Source organism: Nonomuraea sp. NPDC051941 (assembly GCF_044593615.1).
Genome location: NZ_JBIUCF010000003.1, coordinates 513,855 through 533,424, shown reverse-complemented (window position 1 = coordinate 533,424; position 19,570 = coordinate 513,855). Strand labels below are relative to the sequence as shown.

Below are 19,570 nucleotides of genomic sequence, written 5' to 3'. Positions count from 1 at the left end.
GCCATGCGGTCAGAAATTGAACCGGATGGCCAGAAGCGCCGTTCGTTCATCGAGGAGGCCAGGCGCGCGCAGATCGTGGCGTCGGCCGTGGAGGTGATCGCCGACGTCGGGTTCGCCCAGGCGTCCCTTGCGCGCATCGCCAAGCACGCGGGCATCAGCAAGGGCGTCATCTCCTACCACTTCGCCGGCAAGGACGAGCTGATGGAGGAGGTGGTCACCCGCGCCTACACGGAGGCCGCCGATCACGTGGTGGCGGCGATGGAGGGCGTGGAGGGGGCCGGCGCCCTGCTGCGGACGTACTTCGTCGCCAACGCCGCGCACATGCGCAAGCACCGCTCGAAGATCCTGGCGCTCGGCGAGATCTTCAACAACCTGCGCGGCGCCGACGGCAAACCCCGCTACGGCGTGCACACCAGCGAGGAGATCTACCGGGCAATCGAGATGATCTTCCAACTCGGGCAGCGCACCGGCGAGTTCAGGGACTTCGACCTCCGCGTCATGTCCGTCTCGGTGTCGGCCGCCATGGACAGCATGTTCGGCTACTGGGCCGCCTATCCCGACCACGACCTCGACGCGCACGCGCGCGAACTCGCCGACCTCTTCGAAAGGGCATGCAGGATTTGACTTCCTCCCTCGGTCGAGAGGGATTCTCACGGTCGCCCGTGAGGCTTCCTGTTTCACCGCCGGTTGCCCGCCCGAAAGGACTCTCGTTGAGGTCTTACACCAGCTCCGCAGGCGTTTTACTTGTCCGCCAGCCCGGCGGCCAAGACGTTTCTCGCGGCGTTGACGTCCCGGTCGTGGGAGGTGCCGCAGGCGCACGTCCAGGCGCGGACCTGCATCGGCATGCTTTCGGCGAGTGCCCCGCAGGCCGAGCACAGCTTGGAGGAAGGGAACCAGCGATCCACAACCACCAGTTCCCGCCCGTACCACGCTGTCTTGTACTCCAGCATCATCCGCAGGTCCCGCCAGGCCGCGTCCGAGATGGCTCGGGCGAGCCTGCTGTTCTTCACCATGTTGCGAACGGTGAGGTCCTCGATCACGACCGTTTGGTTCTCACGGACGAGCCGAGTCGAAAGCTTGTGCAGGAAGTCACGCCGCCGGTCGGCGATCCGCGCGTACACCTTGGCGACACGCAATCGGGCCTTGGCCCGGTTCGCGCTGCCCTTGACCTTGCGAGCCAGCGCCCGCTGCGCCTTGGTCAGACGCCGCCGGTCGGTCCGCTCGTGCCCCGGATTGGTGACCTTCTCACCGGTCGAGAGCGTGACCAGCGCGGTGATGCCCGCGTCCACCCCCACCTGAGTCTCCACCGGAGCAAGCGGGGAGATCCTCTCCTCGATGAGGAGAGACACGAACCAGCGTCCGGCCGCGTCTTGGGAGACGGTCACGGTGGACGGCTCGGCCCCCTCGGGGAGCGGGCGCGACCACACGATGTTCAGGGGCGCGTCCATCTTCGCCAGGGTGAGCCGTCCATCCCGCCAGCGGAAAGCCGAGCGGGTGTACTCCGCGGACGCGCGCGACTTCTTGCGGGACTTGAACGTCGGGTACTCGGCTCGGCGCGCGAAGAAGTTGCTGAAGGCCGCCTGAAGATGGCGAAGCGCCTGTTGCAACGGAACCGACGACACCTCGCCCAGGAACGCCAGCTCGGGCGTCTTCTTCCACGCCGTCAGCGCGGCCGAGGACTCCACGTAGGAGACGCGCTTGCCTTCCAGGGTGTAGGCACGGGTCCGATCCGCGCCACGCCTCATTTTTGTCGCGAGATCAGTTAACGCCGCCCCTGATCTGGTGAACGGCGGTTCGCTCGATGGCGAAACGCCTGCCTCTGCTCTGCTCCCCAGAGGTCCGATTTCTCCCCCACCTCAAGGTGGGGTTTCCTTGGAGGTTCCGATGAAGACCGAGCCGAGGACCCGGCTCCACTCGATCGACAACCTGCGGATCGTGCTGACCGCGCTGGTGGTGGCCCACCACGCCGCGGTCACGTACGGGAACATCCCCCTGTGGTTCTACACCGAGCCCGCCAAGGACCCGTCGGGGGTCGCGCTCGACATCCTGGTGGTGTTCAACCAGGCGTTCTTCATGGGGTTCTTCTTCCTCATCTCCGGCTTCTTCACCCCCGGCTCGTACGACCGCAAGGGCTCGCGCGCCTTCATGCGGGACCGGCTGGTGCGGCTGGGCATCCCGCTGCTCGTCTTCCTCGTCCTGCTGCGGCCGCTGGTGAACTTCGGCGGGCTCGCGCAGCGCCCGGAGCTGCCGTACTGGCAGTACTACCTGGGTTCGTGGGACCCGGGGCCCATGTGGTTCGCCGAGGTGCTGATCGTCTTCGCGCTGGTGTACGCGTGGTGGCGGAGCCGGCGGTCGGCGGCCGATCCGCGCCCCGCCCCGCTGCGGCTCCGGTCGGTCGTGCTGTTCGTCCTGGGCCTGTCCCTCGCCACGTTCCTGTGGCGCCTCCCGGTGCCGACCGGCACGTACGTGCCGGTGCTCGGGTTGCCGTCGCCGGACTTCCTGCCGCAGTACGTCGCCATGTTCGCGCTCGGGTGTGCCGCCTTCAGACGCGGCTGGTTCGAGACGCTGCCCGCGCGGGCGGGGCACCTCGGGTTCGTCGTGGCGGGTGTGTCGAGCGTCGTGCTGCTGCCGCTCTCGCGGATGACCGGCGGGACGCTCTCGTCGGCGCTGACGGCCACCTGGGAGTCGGCCTTCGCGGTCAGCATGATCATCGGGCTGTCAGTGCTCTTCAGGGAGCGCTTCGCCGAGCAGGGGCCGCGCGGGAGGTTCCTGTCCGACCACGCCTTCACCGTCTACATCATCCACCCGCTCGTGCTGGTCGCCATCGGCTACGCGCTGCGCCCGCTGGAGGCGGTCGCGGTCGTCAAGTTCGCGATCATGCTGGTGGTGGCGCTGCCGCTGTGCTGGTCGCTGGCGTACCTGGTGCGGTCGCTGCCGGGGGCGAAGCGGGTCCTCTGAGGATTTCGGGCAGCGGGGCGGGGTGGCCGTCGCGGACGCACACGTACGTGACCGTGCCGACGGCCACCAGCTCGTCCCCGCGCCGCATCGTGAACGTCATCGTGATCGACGTGGTGCCGACCCTGGCCGGCGCGCTCTCCACGGCCAGCACGTCGCCAAGGCGGGCGGGCGCGTGGTGCTCGCACCCGCTCGCCTTGACCACCAGGTCCGCGCCCTCTCGCCGGAGCCGGTCGTAGCCGCCGCGGGCCCCGATCCAGTCGAGGAACGCGTCCTCGATGTACTCGTAATAGCGGGAGGCGTGCATCATGGCCTGGGCGTCGCAGTGCCTCGGCCGCACCGGCAGGTGGGAGATCACGACGGGATCGCTCACCCGTCGTAGAAGGAGTCGAGGGTCTTGCCGTGGCGCTCCTCGACGGCCTTGCGCTTGATCTTGAGGCTGGCCGTCAGCTCGCCCGTCTCCACGGTGAAGTCCTCCGCCAGGATCGCGAACTTCTTGACCGTGGCGTAGCTGGCCTGGTCGGCGTTGACCTGGTCGATGGCCCGCCCGACCTCCTCGCGCACGCGCGGATGCTCGCGCAGCTCCTCGGGGTCGGACGGCAGCCCCTCGGCCTGGGCCCACGGCTTGACGACGTCCATGTCGAGCGTGACCAGCGCCGTGACGTAGTTGCGCCGGTCGCCGTGCACGAAGACGTGCGACGCGTACGGACAGGCCGCCTTGATCCGGCCCTCCAGGTACGTGGGCGCGACGTACTTGCCGCCCGAGGTCTTGATCAGCTCCTTCTTGCGGTCGGTGATGCGCAGCCGCCCGGCCTCGTCGAGTTCGCCGATGTCACCGGTGTGCAGCCAGCCCTCCTCCAGCGCCCCGGCCGTCTCCTCCGGCAGCCCGTGGTAGCCGCGCATGATGCCGCGCCCGCCGATGAGGACCTCGCCGTCGTCGGCGATGCGGACCTCGGTGCCGGGCAGCGGCGGCCCGACCGTGCCGAACTTCACCGACTCCGGCCGGTTGAGGAAGCTGCCCGCCGACGACTCGGTCAGCCCGTACCCCTCCATGATCGTCAGGCCCGCCGCGTCGAAGAACTCGGCGATGTCCTGCGAGAGCGGGGCGGCGCCGGAGATGAAGAAGCGGATCCGGCCGCCGAACCGGTCGCGGAGCTTGGCGAAGACCAGGCGGTCGGCCAGGGCGTGCTCGATCCGGGTGGTGACCGGGATGTCCGCCCCGCGCTGGCGGGCCCTGACGACCCGGATGCCGGTCCGCTTCGCCCAGTCGAAGATGCGCAGCTTGATCCCGCCCTCGCGGCGCACGGTGGCCACGACCGTGTTGTGGATCTTCTCGAAGATGCGCGGCGCGGCGGCCATGAACGTCGGCTTGACCACACCGAGGTTCTCGGCGATCTTGTCGAGGCGGCCGTCGATCGCGGTCGGCACGCCGATGTCGATCATGACGACCTCCAGCAGCTTGCCGAACGAGTGCGACAGCGGCAGCCACAGGAAGTGCAGGTCGGACTCGGAGAGTATGCCGAGCCCGCGGACGGCCTCGGAGACGTAGAGCCAGTTGTCGTGGGTCAGCTCCACGCCCTTGGGGCGGCCGGTGGTGCCCGAGGTATAGATGAGGGTGGCCAGGTCGTCCCGGGCGATGGCGTCCACCATGGCGTCGTAGTCACCCTCACCGCTGAGGGAGGCGAGCGTGACCACCCAGCCGTCGTCGCTGGGCGAGCCGTCGACGACCACGACGTGGGTGACGCCGGGCAGCTCCTTCTGGACGGACCTGAGCTTGGCCACCTGGTCGTCGTTCTCGGCGATGACGATCGTGCTGCCGGAGTCGGTGATGACGAACGCCGACTCGGCCGCCGTGTTGGACGGGTAGATCGTGGTCGTGGCCGCTCCGGTCGCCAGCACCGCGAGGTCGGCCAGGATCCACTCGACCCGGGTCGAGCAGAGGATCGACACCCGCTTGCCGGGCCCGGAGCCCAGCCCGGCCAGGCCCAGGGCCAGCCCGCGCACGCGGTCGCCCACCTCGCGCCACGACAGCGAGGCCCAGCCGTCGTCCGAGGGGAATCGGTACGCCTCCGCGTCGGGGGTCGCCGCGATCCGATCGCGCAGCAGGGACGGAATGCTGGACATGCCTGAACCTCCTGGACGGTGTTGACGCCGACTCTAAAAGCAATCCCACCATTTGGGATAGACCAGCGCGCCGCGTGCTTCCCGTCTCAGGGGCGTTTGAAGGCGGACAGGAGCCGGTCGGCCGCGAGCGCGGGCGTCAGCTCGCCCGCCAGGACCTCCCGCTCGATCTCCTCGGTGATCGCCGCCACCTCGGGGTCGTGGCGCAGCTCGGACAGCAGCCGGTCACGCACCAACGTCCACGTCCACCCGACCTGCTGCCCGCGACGCTTGGCGGCCAGGTCGATCGACTCCTGGTGGGTCAGCACGTGCCGCCAGAGCTTGTCCAGCCCGTCGCCGGTGAGCCCGCTGCACGTGAGCACCGGCGGCGGCGTGGAGTCGGAGCGGAGCATGCGCAGCGCGCCCGCCAGCTCCCGCGCGGCCTTCCTGGCGGGCAGCTCGTGCTCGCCGTCGGCCTTGTTGACCGCGATGACGTCCGCGAGCTCCAGCACGCCCTTCTTGATGCCCTGGAGCTGGTCGCCGGTGCGGGCCAGCGTGAGCAGCAGGAACGTGTCCACCATGTCGGCCACCGCGGTCTCCGACTGGCCCACGCCGACGGTCTCGACCAGCACGACGTCGAAGCCGGCGGCCTCCACGACGACCATGGCCTCCCTGGTCGCCTTGGTGACGCCGCCCAGGGTGCCGGAGGTGGGCGAGGGGCGGATGAACGCGGCGGGGTCGACCGACAGGCGGGCCATGCGGGTCTTGTCGCCGAGGATGCTGCCGCCCGTCCTGGTGGAGGAGGGGTCGACGGCCAGCACGGCCACCTTGTGGCCCTGCGCGGTCAGCATCGTGCCGAGCGCATCGATGAACGTGGACTTCCCCACGCCGGGCACGCCGGAGATCCCGATCCGGCGCGCGTGGCCGGACAGCGGGGTGAGCTCGACGAGCAGGCGCTGCGCCAGGACGTTGTGGTCGGGCCTGGTCGACTCGACCAGCGTGATCGCGCGGGCGATCCACGTACGGGACCCGGCCCGTACGCCTCGGGCGTAGTCCTCCAGCGAGTGCACCCGGCTTACCCCTTTCTTCCCAGTTGATCAGCTAATCTCTGACAATTCTTGACTTTTGCCAGTAGGGTGCTGGAGTTCTGATCTCAGCCGTCACAGGAGTCACTCCCCTCATGCCCAACGTCGAACCCCTCCGCGAGGGCGACCCGGCAACGGTGGGACCCTACCGGCTGGTCGGTCGGCTCGGCGCGGGCGGCCATGGTGTCGTCTACCTCGGCCAGGCCCGCAACGGAACCCCGGTCGCCGTCAAGGTGCTGCGTGAGGGGCTCTCCGTCGACGGCCGCCTCGCCACGGAGATCGCCGCCGCGCGCAAGGTCGAGCCGTTCTGCCTCGCGCAGGTGCTCGACGCCTCGACCAGCGGCAGGCCGTACATCGTGTCCGAGTACGTGGACGGACCCTCGCTCGAGCAGGTCGGCCGGCTCGGCGGGGCGGAGCTGCAGCGGCTCGCCGTGGCGACCGCGACCGCGCTGGACGCCATCCACCAGGCCGGCGTCGTGCACGGGGACTTCAAGCCGGCGAACGTCCTGATCGGGCCCGACGGGCCGCGGGTGGTGGACTTCGGCATCGCCGGGGCGCTCGGCACCGGCGTGAAGGCGACCGGCACCTTCGTCGGCACGCCCGCGTACATGGCGCCCGAGCAGCTCGCCGGGCAGGCGGGCGGGGCGGCGGCTGACGTGTTCGCATGGGGGTCGGTGATGGTCTCCGCGGCCACGGGGGTGCCGCCGTTCGGGGACGACTCGCTGCCCGCGGTGATCAACCGCATCCTGAAGGACGAGCCGCGCATGGGCGAGCTGCGCGGGCCGGTACGCGAGATCCTGCTGGCCTGCCTGGCCAAGGATCCCGGCTCCCGCCCCGCGATGCGTGACGTGCTGCTGCGGCTGACCGCGCCGTCCCGCCGGCAGACGGCCCCGTACCAGACCCAGCCCCACAGGCCCGATCCCCCGCTGGCTTCCTGGCAGGACACGCCCGACGCCACCCTCGACCAGGACACGCCGCCGCGCCGGGCCCGCGCCCAGGAGCCGGCCGCGGAGCAGCCCGCGGCCCCGCTGCCGCGCCGGACCTCGCGCCAGAGCCACGGCACCGACCCCCAGTCCCTGGGCCAGCCCGTGGCGGGCCAGCCCCTGTCGGGACAGCCCGTGGTGGGGCAGCCCGTGGTGGGACAGCCCGCTCCGCCCGCGCACCACGGCCAGGGCCCGCACTTCGGCCAGGGCTCGCCCGCGCACCACCAGGGTGGGACCGCGCCGCACGGCCAGGGGCCGGGGACGTTCCCGATGTCGGCTCCGGTCGAGGCCCCGGTTCCCCCCGCCTTCCAGCACCATGCGCCCGCCGAGCCGCCGCCGGGCTTCCCGCCCGCCGAAGGGCCGGGCGCCGCGCAGGTCGTGGCCGAGCCGTCGGTGGCCCAGCACTCGGCGCTGGTCGACCTCCTCGTGCCGGGCACGCCCCAGCCCCAGGCCCCGCCCCAGGCGCCCGAGCGGCCGCGGCGGTCCGGGCGGCGGCGGGTGAAGATCGTGCTCATCGCGGGCGTCGCCGGCGTGTCCGTGCTGGCGCTGGCCGGCGCCATCATGTGGCTCACCCCCACCACGCCCACCCCCAAGGCCAAGAACGTCTCCGACGTGACCACCGCGCCCACGACCGAGGTGGCGACCACGCCCACCACGCGCCCCAGGCGCTCGCGTACCCCCAGGCCCAGCCCGCAGACCGTCGGCACCCCGAGCAACGTCCCGACGGCGGGATCGACGGCGGACCCGACCGGCAACCCGACGGCGAGTGCCACGCCCGCCGCCGACCGGCTCAGGCTCGTCTACGTCCGCCCTGGCGGCGCGAAGAACGGCGACTGCTGGACCGGCGGCGAGGTCACGCTCCAGGCGATGGTGCAGCGCACGGGCCGGCCGCTGACCTTCCGCTACACCTGGTACATCGACAACGTCGCCGTGGGCCGCTCGTCGGCGCTCGTCACCGAGAACGGCCAGCGCTTCCTGACCTCGCCGCAGAGCCTCAAGAGCACGGGCGGCGTCCATCGCGTCACGCTCCGGATCACGTCCCCGGTCGCCACCCAGCGGACGATCTCCGTCACGATGTGCGACCGGGGAACTTACTGACGGTTCCTCAGCTGGTCGAGCAGGTCGAGGGCGGCGTCGGCGATCACCGTACCGGGCGGGAAGATCGCGGCGGCGCCCGCGGCCCGCAGCTCGTCGTGGTCGCCGGGCGGGATGACGCCGCCGACCACGATCATGACGTCGCCGGCGTCGAGGTCGGCCAGCGCCCGGCGCAGCGCGGGCACCAGCGTCAGGTGCCCGGCGGCCAGCGACGACACGCCCACGATGTGCACGTCGGCCTCGACCGCCTGCCTGGCGACCTCCTCCGGCGTCTGGAACAGCGGGCCGACGTCCACGTCGAAGCCGAGGTCGGCGAACGCGGTGGCGATCACCTTCTGGCCGCGGTCGTGCCCGTCCTGGCCCATCTTGGCCACCAGGATGCGCGGGCGGCGGCCCTCGGCCCGCTCGAAGTCGGCGCACGCCCGGCGGACGCGCTCGATGTTGGCGGAGGGGCCTGACTCGTCGCGGTACACCCCAGAGATGGTACGTACCTGCTCGGCGTGCCGGCCGAACACCCGCTCCAGGGCGTCGGAGATCTCGCCGACGGTCGCCTTGGCCCGGGCGGCGTCCACGGCCAGCTTGAGCAGGTTGTGCTCCAGGCCAGGCGCGGGGTTGTCGGCGGCCTTGGTGAGCGCGTCGAGCGCGCGCTGCACGGCGCCGGGGTCGCGTTCGGCCCTGAGCCGGGCCAGCTTGTCGAGCTGCTGGGCGCGTACGGCGCTGTTGTCGACCTTGAGCACCTCGACGGCCTCGTCGCTCTCGGCGCGGTACTTGTTGACGCCGATCACCGGCTGGCGGCCCGAGTCGATGCGGGCCTGCGTACGGGCGGCCGCCTCCTCGATGCGGAGCTTGGGCAGGCCCGCCTCGATGGCCCTGGCCATGCCGCCGGCGGCCTCGACCTCCTGGATGTGGGCCCAGGCGCGTTCGGCGAGGTCGTGGGTGAGGCGCTCGACGTAGTAGGAGCCGCCCCACGGGTCGATCACCTTGGTGGTGCCCGACTCCTGCTGGATGAGCAGCTGGGTGTTGCGGGCGATGCGGGCGGAGAAGTCGGTGGGCAGCGCGAGCGCCTCGTCGAGGGCGTTGGTGTGCAGGGACTGCGTGTGGCCCTGGGTGGCGGCCATGGCCTCGACGCAGGTGCGGGCCACGTTGTTGAAGACGTCCTGCGCGGTCAGCGACCAGCCGGAGGTCTGGGAGTGCGTACGGAGGCTCAGCGATTTCGGATTTTTCGCGTTAAATCCAGAAACCAGGTTGGCCCACAGCAGCCGGGCGGCCCTGAGCTTGGCGACCTCCATGAAGAAGTTCATGCCGATGCACCAGAAGAACGACAGCCGCGGCGCGAACCGGTCGACGTCCATCCCGGCGCCGACCCCGGCCCGCAGGTATTCGACGCCGTCGGCCAGCGTGTAGGCCAGCTCCAGGTCACACGTCGCCCCGGCCTCCTGGATGTGGTAACCGGAAATGCTGATGGAGTTGAATTTCGGCATCTTCTCGCTCGTATAAGCGAAAATATCCGAAATGATCCGCATCGACGGCGCCGGGGGATAAATGTAAGTGTTGCGGACCATGAACTCTTTGAGGATGTCGTTCTGGATGGTCCCCGCGAGCTGCTCCGGCGCGACGCCCTGCTCCTCGGCCGCCACGATGTAGAGCGCGAGGACGGGCAGCACGGCGCCGTTCATGGTCATCGATACGGACATGCGGTCGAGCGGGATGCCGTCGAACAGCTGCCGCATGTCGTAGATGGAGTCGATCGCCACCCCGGCCATGCCCACGTCGCCGGCCACGCGCGGGTGGTCGGAGTCGTAGCCCCGGTGCGTGGCCAGGTCGAAGGCCACCGACAGGCCCTTCTGCCCGGCGGCGAGGTTGCGCCGGTAGAAGGCGTTGGAGTCCTCGGCCGTGGAGAAGCCCGCGTACTGGCGGATGGTCCAGGGCTGGTTGACGTACATGGTGGGGTACGGGCCGCGCAGGTAGGGGGCCACGCCCGGGTAGGTGCGCAGGAAGTCGATGCCCTCGAGGTCCTGGGCCGTGTAGAGCGGCTTGACCCCGATGCCCTCCGGCGTCTCCCACACCTCACCGGCGTGCTTCGGCGCCTGCGGCCCGTCCTTGGGCAGGGCGTTGAGCGGGATGCCGGAGAAGTCCGGGATCATCGGGTCACCTCCAGGTCGTCGAAGGTCTCGCGGAGCACGGCCAGCGCGTCGCAGCCCGCGTAGAGGTTTCCATCCACGCCTTCGTACTCCCCCTTCCCCGCCAGCCAGACTTTCCTCGCACCGGCCTTACGCAGTGCGGCGGCGACGGCGGCGGCGTGCTGGGCGTAGAGCTTGTCGGTCGAGCACAGGCAGGCGACGGAGGCGCCGCTCACGGCGAACGCGGTGGCGATCTGCTCGGGATCGGCCCCGGGACCGGCGGTCTCGGTGTCCAGCCCGCCCGCCTGGAACAGGTTGGCGGCGAACGCGGCCCGCGCGGTGTGGGCGGCCACGGGCCCGATGGTCGCGAGGAACACCGTGGGCCGCTCGGGCCGCGCGTCGGCCAGGTCGCGCAGGGCCTCGAACTCCTCGGCGTAGCGGACCCGGGGCAGGCCGCCCGTCTCGGAGGCGGCCTGCGCGGGCGTGGGCGGTCGTACCGGCTTCTCGTGCACGTTCGGGAACTCGCTCACGCCCGTGATGGGCAGGCGGCGGTGGGCGACGTCGTCGGCGCGGCGGGCGCGGGTGGCGGCTATCCGGTCCGCCACGAGCCCGGCGGCCCGGGTGATCCCGCCGGCCGCCTCTATCTCCTGGAACCAGGCCCATGCGCGTTCGGCGAGGTCGGCGGTGCGGCGCTCGACGTACCAGGAGCCGCCGGCGGGGTCGATGACGCGCCCGAGGCCCGACTCCTCCAGCAGCAGCGCCTGCGTGTTGCGGGCGATGCGCCGCGAGAAGGCGTCCGGCAGCCCGAGGCAGGCGTCGAACGGCTGCACCGTGACCGCCTCCGCGCCGCCGACGCCGGCGGCGAAGCAGGCCAGGGTGGTACGCAGCATGTTCACCCAGGGGTCGCGGGCGGTCATCATGGCCGAACTGGTCACCGCGTGCTGCCGCTGGCCGCCGTGCCCGGCGGCGCCTCCAACAGTGCCACACACCTCGGCGACCCTGGCCCACAGCCGGCGGGCCGCGCGCAGCTTGGCGATGGTGGCGAACTGGTCGGCGGTGGCGGCGTACCGGAACTCGATCTGCCCTAGCGCTTGCTCGACAGAGAGCCCGCCGTCCGTGAGCGCCCGCAGCTCGGCGACTCCCTGGGCGATCGAGCAGCCCAGCTCCTCGGCGTCGCCGCCGCCCGCGTCGTGGTACGGGGTGGCGTCGACGGTGACGGCCCCGAGCCCCGGGAACCCGTCGACGCAGCGCCTGGCCAGCTCCAGCCCGGGACCTCCAACGGCGGAGGCGCCCAGGTTGCCCCGCACGGCGCTCCCGCGCCCGAACAGGACCTCGGCGGCCTCGCGTACCCGGTCCCCGGCCTCCAGCACGACCGGCGCCAGGTCGAGGTAGACATCCTTGAGCACTGCGCCCAGCGCGTCCACCGGGATGGCGCCGTCCCCGACGACGAGCCACAGCGAGGTGACCCCGTTCTCCAGGTCGGCCAGCACCGCCTCGGGGTCGGCCACGGCGTGCCGCTGGCGCACGTCCCAGCCGGGAGTGCCGCGGGCCCCGCGCACGTACGGCGCCTCGCCGGGCAGCCCGGGATCGCCGGGCAGGTCGTCCAGGTCGTAGAGCGGCGCGACCGTCACCCCGTCATAGGTGGCGGTGGACAGCGCCTCCTCCGGCGCCTCCGTCTCGATGCCCGACTTGCGGAGGACCTCGACCGCCAGCGCCCGCCAGCCGTCTCGCGAGATGGACTCGAACCCCGTGGCCAGTTCCATGGTCGGATACTAGGCGGAGCTCCGAAGGTGCGGTAACCCCGGGTCCACCCCAGGCTCGGTGTGTCGCCGACCCCGGTCCACCCCAGATTCAGGGCCCAGATTCAGGGCCCAGATTCAAGACGCGGGCGCCTCCCACGTCAGCCGCCACGTCAGGGGGCCCACGACGCCGTCGTCCTCGAGGCCCTGCCGCCGCTGGAACCTGCGGCACACCTCGCGCGACCCGGAGCCGTACGCCCCGTCCACGGCCAGGTCGAAGCCGCGCTTCTTCATCTGCGCCTGCCAGGTGCGCACGTCCTCGCCGTGCATGACCGGCGGATACTTCAGCAGCCGCCCGGGGAACGGCGGCGCGGCCGGCTCCGTGGGCGGGGTCCCGCCCGGCCGGGGCGCGCCCCGACGGATCCAGTCGTAGAGCGGGTCGCCGGGGCAGTCGGTCGAGTAGCCGTCGCGGTGTCCCTTGATCTCCTTGCCCGCGCGGCCCTTGTCGCGCAGGTACTGGATGGCGTCCAGGATCGCGTGCAGCACCCCGTCGGGCGGCTGGACGAGCCCCGCGTTGCCGACGAGCCCCAGCACCGCGTAGTGGCCGGCGTTGAGCCCCGGGCCGTTGGCGGCGGGCAGGTGGTGCAGGCCCCGCCCCTCGAACACTTTGCGGTGCGGACAGGCGACCATGGTGTTGCCGGTGAAGTAGACGGTCCCCTCCCGGCGGGCCAGCCAGCTCTGGTTCTCGGTCCGGGGACACCAGATCCGGCCGCGGTAGGTCTCCCTCCGGATCCTCAGGGCCGTCCGGGGCATGACGGAGTGCCGGCGCCGGATCGTGGTCAGCCACATGCCCGTCTCCGGCAGGCGGCTCATGGCCGCTCCCGACCCCGACAGCAGCGCGGCGAACATGAACGCCTCCGCCGCCGCCCGGTCCCCGCGGGCGAGCCTGTCGCGCCCGGCGTCGCCCGCCGTCAGGGAGGTCTCCAGGAACAGGGAGAGCTGGGCCCTGGTCAGCGACAGGAGGAATGCGTACCCCGGCACCCTGCCGGGCGCCACCTCGACCAGCTGCCGTCCGGCGTCGGCCGGGAGCCGGAACTCGACGAGATCGTCCTTGACCGTCTCCCTCCAGCGGGACGCGCCCGCGGCGGGAGGGCCGAAGACCCCGTGGAGCGCGGCGCGGACGCGCATGAGATGGGCCGGGTCCCGCCGCGACCGGTGGATCGCGACCCCGCTCGCGCTCGACTCTCCCTCGGCCGCGAACCACGCGACCAGCTCCACGAAGGCGTCCGACCACTTCGCCTCGGCCGGCAGGTCGGCGCAGGGCGCCGCGACCGGGATGCGGTCCCGGTGACCGATGGTCTCGGTGGTCACCCACAGCCGCTGCGTGTCCTCCCCCGCCTGGCGCTCCACGGGCCAGCGGTGATGGGGGGTGGTCAGGGAGGAGTGGGCGGGCCCCTCCATCCGGATCATCTCCCGCTCCATCGCGGGGAACACGCACACCTCCAGCACGGGCTGCCACTCGGACATGCCCGTGTCGTGGTCGAGCGTGAGCGCGACGTCGCCCGCGCGCAGGTCCCGGTACGACTTCCAGCCCTGCCGGGTGAGGAGCTCGGTCTCCTCGTCGACGCAGTAGCCGATGTCGATCCAGCCGTTGTCGTCCATGTGGAACGCCTGGATCGACCGCACCAGCGAGACGCACCCGCTGTGGTCGGAGACGATGCCGGGGTCGACCCTGCCGCCCGTGTAGTGGACCTTCACTCCCTTGGTGGAGTCGAGCTGCGTGTAGTCGCCGCGCGGCGAGCGGGCGTTCCAGTCTTTGCGTAACACCAGGTCGATGGCCACGGTGAGCTCCGAGAGTCGCTGTCGAGACCACCGAGCGTAACGCGGAGCATGCGGACGGGTCCTGAAGTTGGGTGATTTTACCTAGGGTCTGATCACCCGTTTGTCCGTCACGATCGCGGTGATGAGATCGTGCGGCGTCACGTCGAAGGCCGGGTTCAACGCCCGGGTGCCCTCAGGCGCCACGCGTACACCTCTGACCGTCACGACCTCGTCCGCCCCTCTGTCCTCGATCTCGATGTGCTCGCCGGTGGGGGTGTTCTGGTCGATGGTGGACTCGGGCGCGACCACCACGAACGGCACCCCGGCGCGCTCCGCACCGAGCGCGAGGGCGTACGAGCCGATCTTGTTGGCGGTGTCGCCGTTGGCGGCGATGCGGTCGGCGCCGATGAGCACCGCGTCCACCTCGCCCTTGGCCAGCAGGTACGGCCCCGCCGAGTCGGCGATGAGCCGGTGCGGCGCGCCCATCCTGGCCAGCTCCCAGGTGGTGAGCCGGGCGCCCTGCAGCAGCGGGCGGGTCTCCAGCGCGAGCACCTCGGTCAGCCGCCCGCGCTCGTGGAGCGTCTGCACGACGCCGAGCGCGGTGCCGCGTTCGACGGCGGCCAGCCCGCCGGTGTTGCACACGGTCATGATCCGCAGCCGGTCGCCTTCGAGCAGGTCGGCCCCGCGCTCCCCCATGGCCACGCAGGCGGCGATGTCGTCGTCGCGCACGCGCAGCGCGGCCGCGAGCACGGACGCGCGGCCTTCCCGCAGGTGGGCGGCGGCCCGGTCGACGCCCCACGCGAGGTTGACGGCGGTGGGCCGGGCGGCGCGGAGCCTGGCGATCTGCGCCGGGTCGCCGTCGGCCAGCACCACGCCGAGCGCCCCCGCCACACCGAGCGCGGGCGCGCCGCGCACGGCCAGCCGCCGGATGGCGTCCACCAGTTCGTCCACGGTCTGGATGCGCAGCGTCACGCACTTGTCGGGCAGCAGTGTCTGGTCGACGAGCTCGACGGCGCCGTCCACCCAGTCAATGGTCCTCACACGGCAAACTGTACGTTTTTACCGCTCGGCGAGGACGATCACCGAGTCGCCTTTGTTCAGGACGATGGGCTCGGACTTGTCGGGGTTGAGGACGATGCCGTAGTGCGGCGGGTCGTTGCGCGCCAGGGCGTTGCGGTAGCCGATGGCGGTCTCGCCCCTGCGCCTGGCCGACTCCACGACCGTGGAGAAGTGCACGCGCGTCCCCGTCTTGACGTAGGAGCCGGCGGGCCTGGGGTAGATCTCCGAGCCGCGCGAGTCGAACAGGTAGCCGAACACGTCCGCCAGGTGCCGGTTCTCGGCGAGCTGCGCGAGCAGCAGGCCGATGACGGTGTCGCTGATCACGATGTCGTCGGCCTCGGTGACCTCGGCCAGGGCCCGGTTGTTCTCGTCGTGCATCTCGCTGACGATCGAGTAGTGCTCGCCGAGCGTGCTCTGCATGTCGCGGAGCTGGAGCAGCGTCATGAGCGTGCGCGTGTCGGCGTGGTGGGCGGCGAAGCGGTCGTCGGAGAGCACGATGACGTGCTGGAAGAGGCCGACGCCGAGCGACTCCAGCGCGTACCTGTCGGTGGTGTCGCAGTCCTTGACGTTCACGGTGAGGTGGCGCAGGCCCGCCAGTCCGGTGCCGGCCTTGGGGTGGTCTGCGGCGATCTCCAGCACCGAGCCTGGGGCCACGTAGCCGTCGAGGTAGCGGACGATCTGCTCGGCCCGGCCGTTCCAGTTGAGCAGGAGCGTGCGCTCGGGCTCGGTGGGCGGCGCCTGCGCCTCGACGAGGGCGGACTCGTCCATGGACGGCTTGCCGGCGGCCAGGCGGATGTGGGAGTCGTCGTGGGCGATGACGATGACCTCGTCGTCGGCCTTGATGACGGTGTCCATGGGCGGGTTCAGCACGACGCCGGTCGGCCGGCGCAGGCCGATGACGGAGGCGGTCTGGTACGCGTGCAGCGCATCGCCGTACGTGACGCCGACGAGCTTCTTGGGCGTGCGCAGGTAGATCTCGCCGCCGTCGAAGTTCAGCAGGTCCATGCAGACGACGGACATGCCCGACTGGCGCGAGGACTGCACGATGAGCCGGGAGGCGGTGTCGTCGGAGTCGACGAGGTGCACGTCCTCGCCGCCGGCCAGGCGGGCGGCGGCGATGTTGCGGCTGGAGGTGAGCCCGGCGACCACCGGCGGGTGGACGCCACGGCGCTTGGCCAGCGCGAGCAGGATCTTGATGACGTGCGCGTCCGGGTCCTCGCCCTCGGGCGAGAGCACGACGACGGAACGGGCGGTGGCCAGGTTCATCATCGCGAGGTCGCGCGGCTCCGTGGGCCGCCCGGTGCGGCAGACCAGCCGGGTCCTGCCGAGGTCCCCGACGGCCTCGCGGATGTCGTCCTCCATGGCCAGCTTGTCGCGTTCCGCCAGGACGGCGATGACCGAGCCCTTCTGGCTGGCGTGCGCCTTGACCAGCTCGGCCACGATCGTGAACACCTGGTCCGACCAGCCGAGCACCACCGTGTGGCCGGACTCGACGATCCGCGAGCGTCCCCTGCGCAGGCGGTCCACCTTCTGCTTGAGCCCGTTGGACAGCAGGCCGACGAGCATGCTGACGATGAACAGGCCGCCGATCGACCCGGCGAACATCACGGCCATGTACGCGGTCGAGCCCTTGTCACTGGCGAGCTTGCCCGGATTCAGCGCGTGCATGAGCGCGATCCAGAGCACATGTCCGGGGCCGTTCACGCCGTCGGGCTCGTTCGGCGCCAGCCAGAGCGTGAGCCCGGCCACGACCACGATCAGCCCCACCGACACCACGGCCAGCCAGCCGATCAACGAGGCGGTTCCCCTGGACATGGTGTTGTCGAACCAGTAACGCGCCCTTTCACGGAACGTCGCCTTCGACACTTCCCCGATACCTCCGCTTTAGGTGTGATTTGCCCAACGTCCCAAGGTACCGGTGGATCTTCACAAGCGCATGGCGACCGGTAACGTATCGGCCATGGCGAGCCCCCTGCTACCGGACGACCCGCCGTCCCTGGGCGGGTACATCCTGTCCGGCCGGCTCGGGGAGGGCGGGCAGGGTGTGGTCTATCTCGCCCGCACCGCCGCCGGCGAACCGGTCGCGGTCAAGCTGCTGAGCACCGGCGACCAGCAGACCCGGGCCAGGCTGGCGCGCGAGCTGGACGCGCTGGAGGGCATCGCCTCCTTCTGCACCGCGCGGGTCCTCGACGTCTCGGCCGACGGGCCCCGGCCGTTCGTGGTGAGCGAGTTCGTGGACGGCCCCTCGCTGGCCGACCGGGTGCGCGAGCGCGGCCCGCTGCGCGGCGGCGACCTCGAACGCCTGGCGGTCGGCACGGCCACCGCCCTGGCCGCCATCCACGCGGCCGGGATCGTGCACCGCGACTTCAAGCCGGCCAACGTGCTGCTCGGGCCCGACGGGCCCAGGGTGGTGGACTTCGGCATCGCCCGGGCCGAGGGGGCGGCCACGATGACCTCCGGCCTGATCGGCACCCCCGCCTACCTGGCCCCCGAGCAGATCAGCGGCTCGCCCGCCTCGCCCGCCTCCGACGTGTTCGCGTGGGCCTCGTCGATGCTGTTCGCGGCCACGGGCACGAGCCCGTTCGGCGCGGACACCGTGCCCGCCGTGCTGCACCGGGTGCTCCACGCGGAGCCGGACCTGTCGCCGCTGCCGCCGCGCCTGCGCGGGGTGATCGCGTCATGCCTGGTCAAGGACCCGTCGCGGCGGCCCACGGCCCAGCACCTGATGATGTCCCTGGTCAACCCCAACTCCCCGCAGGGGCCTCCGGCGGCCCCTCTCCCGCGGGACGCCGCCGTACCCGAGGGACTTCGCACGGGGCCGCGCCCCCAGGCCGCGATCACCACCCACGGGACGGGGCGCCCCCGCTCGCGGGGCCTGCTCATCGGCGGGCTGGCGGGCCTGGTCGCCCTCGCCGCGGCCGTCGTCACGATCCTCTCCGTGAACAGCACCCCGACCCCGCTCGCGGACCAGGACGACAGCTCCCCCTCGGCCACCCCTCCGGCCACCCCGCCCTCGACCCCGCCCTCGACCCCACCGGCCACCCCGACGGCGTCCGCGGGCAGCGCGACGCCCACCGCCTCCGGCGGGAAGCTCAAGATCCCCGCCGCCTACGCGGGGACGTGGACGGGCCGGACGGAGAGCACGAACCCCATGGACACCGACGGGGCCGAGAACACCGTGGTGCTGAAGCCGGGCGCGACCACCGCGCAGTGGAGTGAGAAGGACGCCGGCGCGAGCTGCCGCGGCATGATCATCCTGACCCAGGTGGAGGCGGCGCGGCTGACGTTCTCGCTGGAAGCGATGGAGGGCGGCTGCATCCCGGGCACCGTCTGGCTCGCCAAACAGGGCGACGCCCTCTCCTACACCTGGCGGGACGAGCCCGGCCCCGGCATCGTCACCCAGACCGGCACTCTGAACAAGAGCTAACCGATACCACGAATTTTCCGCAAAACCCTTCGACATGTGACGGCTGGACGCTGGATCATTAACGTTATGTCTGTGATGAGGGAGGTGCCGTTCCCCAGCCGGGAGTCTTCAGAGCTCCCCATGAACATCTGGATCGACGACGCCGACTCCGCGATCGACGTCATCGACGCCTTGGCGCTGTCGCCGTTCGCGACGGGTGCGCAACCGTGGTCCCGCCTTGCCAATCTGGAGCGCGTACGCCCTGACGCCCCGCTGAGCCCGGCCGACGGCCGCCTGCTGCGCACGGCGCGGGTCGAGGACGGCTCGGAGTCGCGGCTCATCGCCGGCGAGGGCTGGACCCTGCGCGTCGTGCGTCACCGCAACCGCACGGCCACCGTCAGCGTCACGGCCGTGGACGAGGACCTGGCCAAGAGCGTGCTCGCGCAGAGCATCGAGGGCGCCGAAGAGGCCATGCCGGAGGTGGACCACGTCGAGATGGGCTTCTGGTGGCGCGGCATGCACGGCGGCACCCGCTCGGAGAAGCCGATCACCGCCCAGCCCTGGGACGAGATCAACAAGAACTACTCGGCCAAGGTCCGCCCCGCCCTCGACCGGCTGATGTCGATCACCCCCGCCGACGTCAACGGCCGCCTGATCCTGCTGCACGGCGAGCCGGGCACCGGCAAGACCACGCTGCTGCGCACGCTGGCCAAGCAGTGGCACGACTGGTGCCAGGTGGACTGCGTGCTCGACCCCGAGCGGCTGTTCAACGAGCCGGGCTACCTGATGGAGGTGGCCGTCGGCTACGACTCCGACGAGGACACGCAGCGCTGGCGGCTGCTCGTCCTGGAGGACTGCGACGAGCTGATCAGCTCGGGCGCCAAGGCCCAGGCGGGCCAGGGGCTCTCGCGCCTGCTCAACCTGACCGACGGCCTGCTCGGCCAGGGGCGGGACGTCCTGGTGGCGATCACCACCAACGAGGACCTCGCCCGCCTCCACCCGGCCGTCGTCCGCCCCGGCCGCTGCCTGGCGCAGGTGGAGGTCGGGCCGCTGACCAAGGACGAGGCCGTCACCTGGCTGGGCTCCGCCAACGGGGTGAGCGCGTCGGGCGCGACGCTGGCCCAGCTGTACGCCCTGCGCGCGGGCCGCGAGTTCACCCCGCAGCCGGGCGACGAGTCCACGGGCCTGTACCTCTGACCGGCGCGCC

The 19,570-nt window shown here is 71.5% G+C and carries 13 protein-coding genes and 1 pseudogene; 5 read left to right on the top strand and 9 right to left on the bottom strand.

Features of this window, described 5'->3' with window-relative positions; genetic code table 11:
- Positions 1-3: 3 nt before the first annotated feature.
- Entirely contained in the window at positions 4-624 is a 621-nt protein-coding gene (locus ACIHFD_RS09010) for a TetR/AcrR family transcriptional regulator (RefSeq protein ID WP_350726638.1), read from the top strand.
- Positions 625-654: 30 nt separating this feature from the next.
- On the opposite strand, the pseudogene ACIHFD_RS09005 reads toward ACIHFD_RS09010, so the two are convergent.
- Positions 655-1,730: pseudogene (locus ACIHFD_RS09005) on the bottom strand (RNA-guided endonuclease InsQ/TnpB family protein); the annotation flags it as partial.
- 154 nt (positions 1,731-1,884) lie between these two features.
- Here ACIHFD_RS09005 and ACIHFD_RS09000 point away from each other — a divergent pair.
- Positions 1,885-2,958, top strand: coding sequence for an acyltransferase family protein (locus tag ACIHFD_RS09000; RefSeq protein WP_397366239.1), 1,074 nt, complete (start codon positions 1,885-1,887; stop codon positions 2,956-2,958).
- On the opposite strand, the gene ACIHFD_RS08995 is transcribed toward ACIHFD_RS09000, so the two are convergent.
- The 3 genes from ACIHFD_RS08995 to meaB all read right to left on the bottom strand — a co-directional run bounded on the left by ACIHFD_RS08995 (position 2,876) and on the right by meaB (position 6,125).
- Complete coding sequence (locus tag ACIHFD_RS08995) at positions 2,876-3,328, bottom strand: thioesterase family protein (protein WP_355192116.1); 453 nt, start codon at positions 3,326-3,328, stop codon at positions 2,876-2,878. The genes ACIHFD_RS09000 and ACIHFD_RS08995 overlap by 83 nt on opposite strands.
- On the bottom strand, positions 3,325-5,079 hold the full coding sequence (locus ACIHFD_RS08990) for an AMP-dependent synthetase/ligase (RefSeq protein WP_397366237.1): 1,755 nt from the start codon (positions 5,077-5,079) through the stop codon (positions 3,325-3,327). The genes ACIHFD_RS08995 and ACIHFD_RS08990 overlap by 4 nt, the downstream gene beginning before the upstream one ends.
- Positions 5,080-5,165: 86 nt before the next feature.
- The gene (gene meaB, locus ACIHFD_RS08985; protein ID WP_357727993.1) at positions 5,166-6,125 is read right to left on the bottom strand and encodes a methylmalonyl Co-A mutase-associated GTPase MeaB; all 960 of its coding nucleotides are present in this window, start codon (positions 6,123-6,125) and stop codon (positions 5,166-5,168) included.
- A 110-nt stretch (positions 6,126-6,235) separates the two neighbouring features.
- Between meaB and ACIHFD_RS08980 the strand changes: the two genes are divergently transcribed.
- Complete coding sequence (locus ACIHFD_RS08980) at positions 6,236-8,221, top strand: serine/threonine protein kinase (protein WP_397366236.1); 1,986 nt, start codon at positions 6,236-6,238, stop codon at positions 8,219-8,221.
- On the opposite strand, the gene scpA is transcribed toward ACIHFD_RS08980, so the two are convergent.
- From scpA to ACIHFD_RS08955, 5 genes are all read right to left on the bottom strand, one after another.
- Positions 8,215-10,362, bottom strand: a complete 2,148-nt coding sequence (gene scpA / locus ACIHFD_RS08975) for a methylmalonyl-CoA mutase (RefSeq protein ID WP_397366235.1) — start codon at positions 10,360-10,362, stop codon at positions 8,215-8,217. The genes ACIHFD_RS08980 and scpA overlap by 7 nt on opposite strands.
- Positions 10,359-12,101 carry a methylmalonyl-CoA mutase subunit beta gene (locus tag ACIHFD_RS08970; protein ID WP_397366234.1) on the bottom strand — a complete coding sequence of 581 codons (1,743 nt, stop codon included), beginning with the start codon at positions 12,099-12,101 and terminating at the stop codon, positions 10,359-10,361. Before ACIHFD_RS08970 ends, scpA begins: the two co-directional genes overlap by 4 nt.
- A 114-nt stretch (positions 12,102-12,215) precedes the next feature.
- The gene (locus tag ACIHFD_RS08965) at positions 12,216-13,919 is read right to left on the bottom strand and encodes a peptidoglycan-binding protein (RefSeq protein ID WP_397366232.1); all 1,704 of its coding nucleotides are present in this window, start codon (positions 13,917-13,919) and stop codon (positions 12,216-12,218) included.
- Positions 13,920-14,000: 81 nt separating this feature from the next.
- The gene (gene mtnA, locus ACIHFD_RS08960) at positions 14,001-14,939 is read right to left on the bottom strand and encodes an S-methyl-5-thioribose-1-phosphate isomerase (RefSeq protein WP_350726623.1); all 939 of its coding nucleotides are present in this window, start codon (positions 14,937-14,939) and stop codon (positions 14,001-14,003) included.
- Between the two features lie 18 nt (positions 14,940-14,957).
- Entirely contained in the window at positions 14,958-16,823 is a 1,866-nt protein-coding gene (locus ACIHFD_RS08955; protein ID WP_397366231.1) for a potassium transporter TrkA, read from the bottom strand.
- 94 nt (positions 16,824-16,917) lie between these two features.
- Here ACIHFD_RS08955 and ACIHFD_RS08950 point away from each other — a divergent pair, with 94 nt between their 5' ends.
- Both ACIHFD_RS08950 and ACIHFD_RS08945 read left to right on the top strand, forming a co-directional pair.
- Entirely contained in the window at positions 16,918-18,384 is a 1,467-nt protein-coding gene (locus ACIHFD_RS08950) for a serine/threonine-protein kinase (protein ID WP_397366229.1), read from the top strand.
- Between the two features lie 66 nt (positions 18,385-18,450).
- The gene (locus ACIHFD_RS08945; RefSeq protein ID WP_363964063.1) at positions 18,451-19,560 is read left to right on the top strand and encodes a DUF5925 domain-containing protein; all 1,110 of its coding nucleotides are present in this window, start codon (positions 18,451-18,453) and stop codon (positions 19,558-19,560) included.
- Positions 19,561-19,570 lie beyond the last annotated feature (10 nt).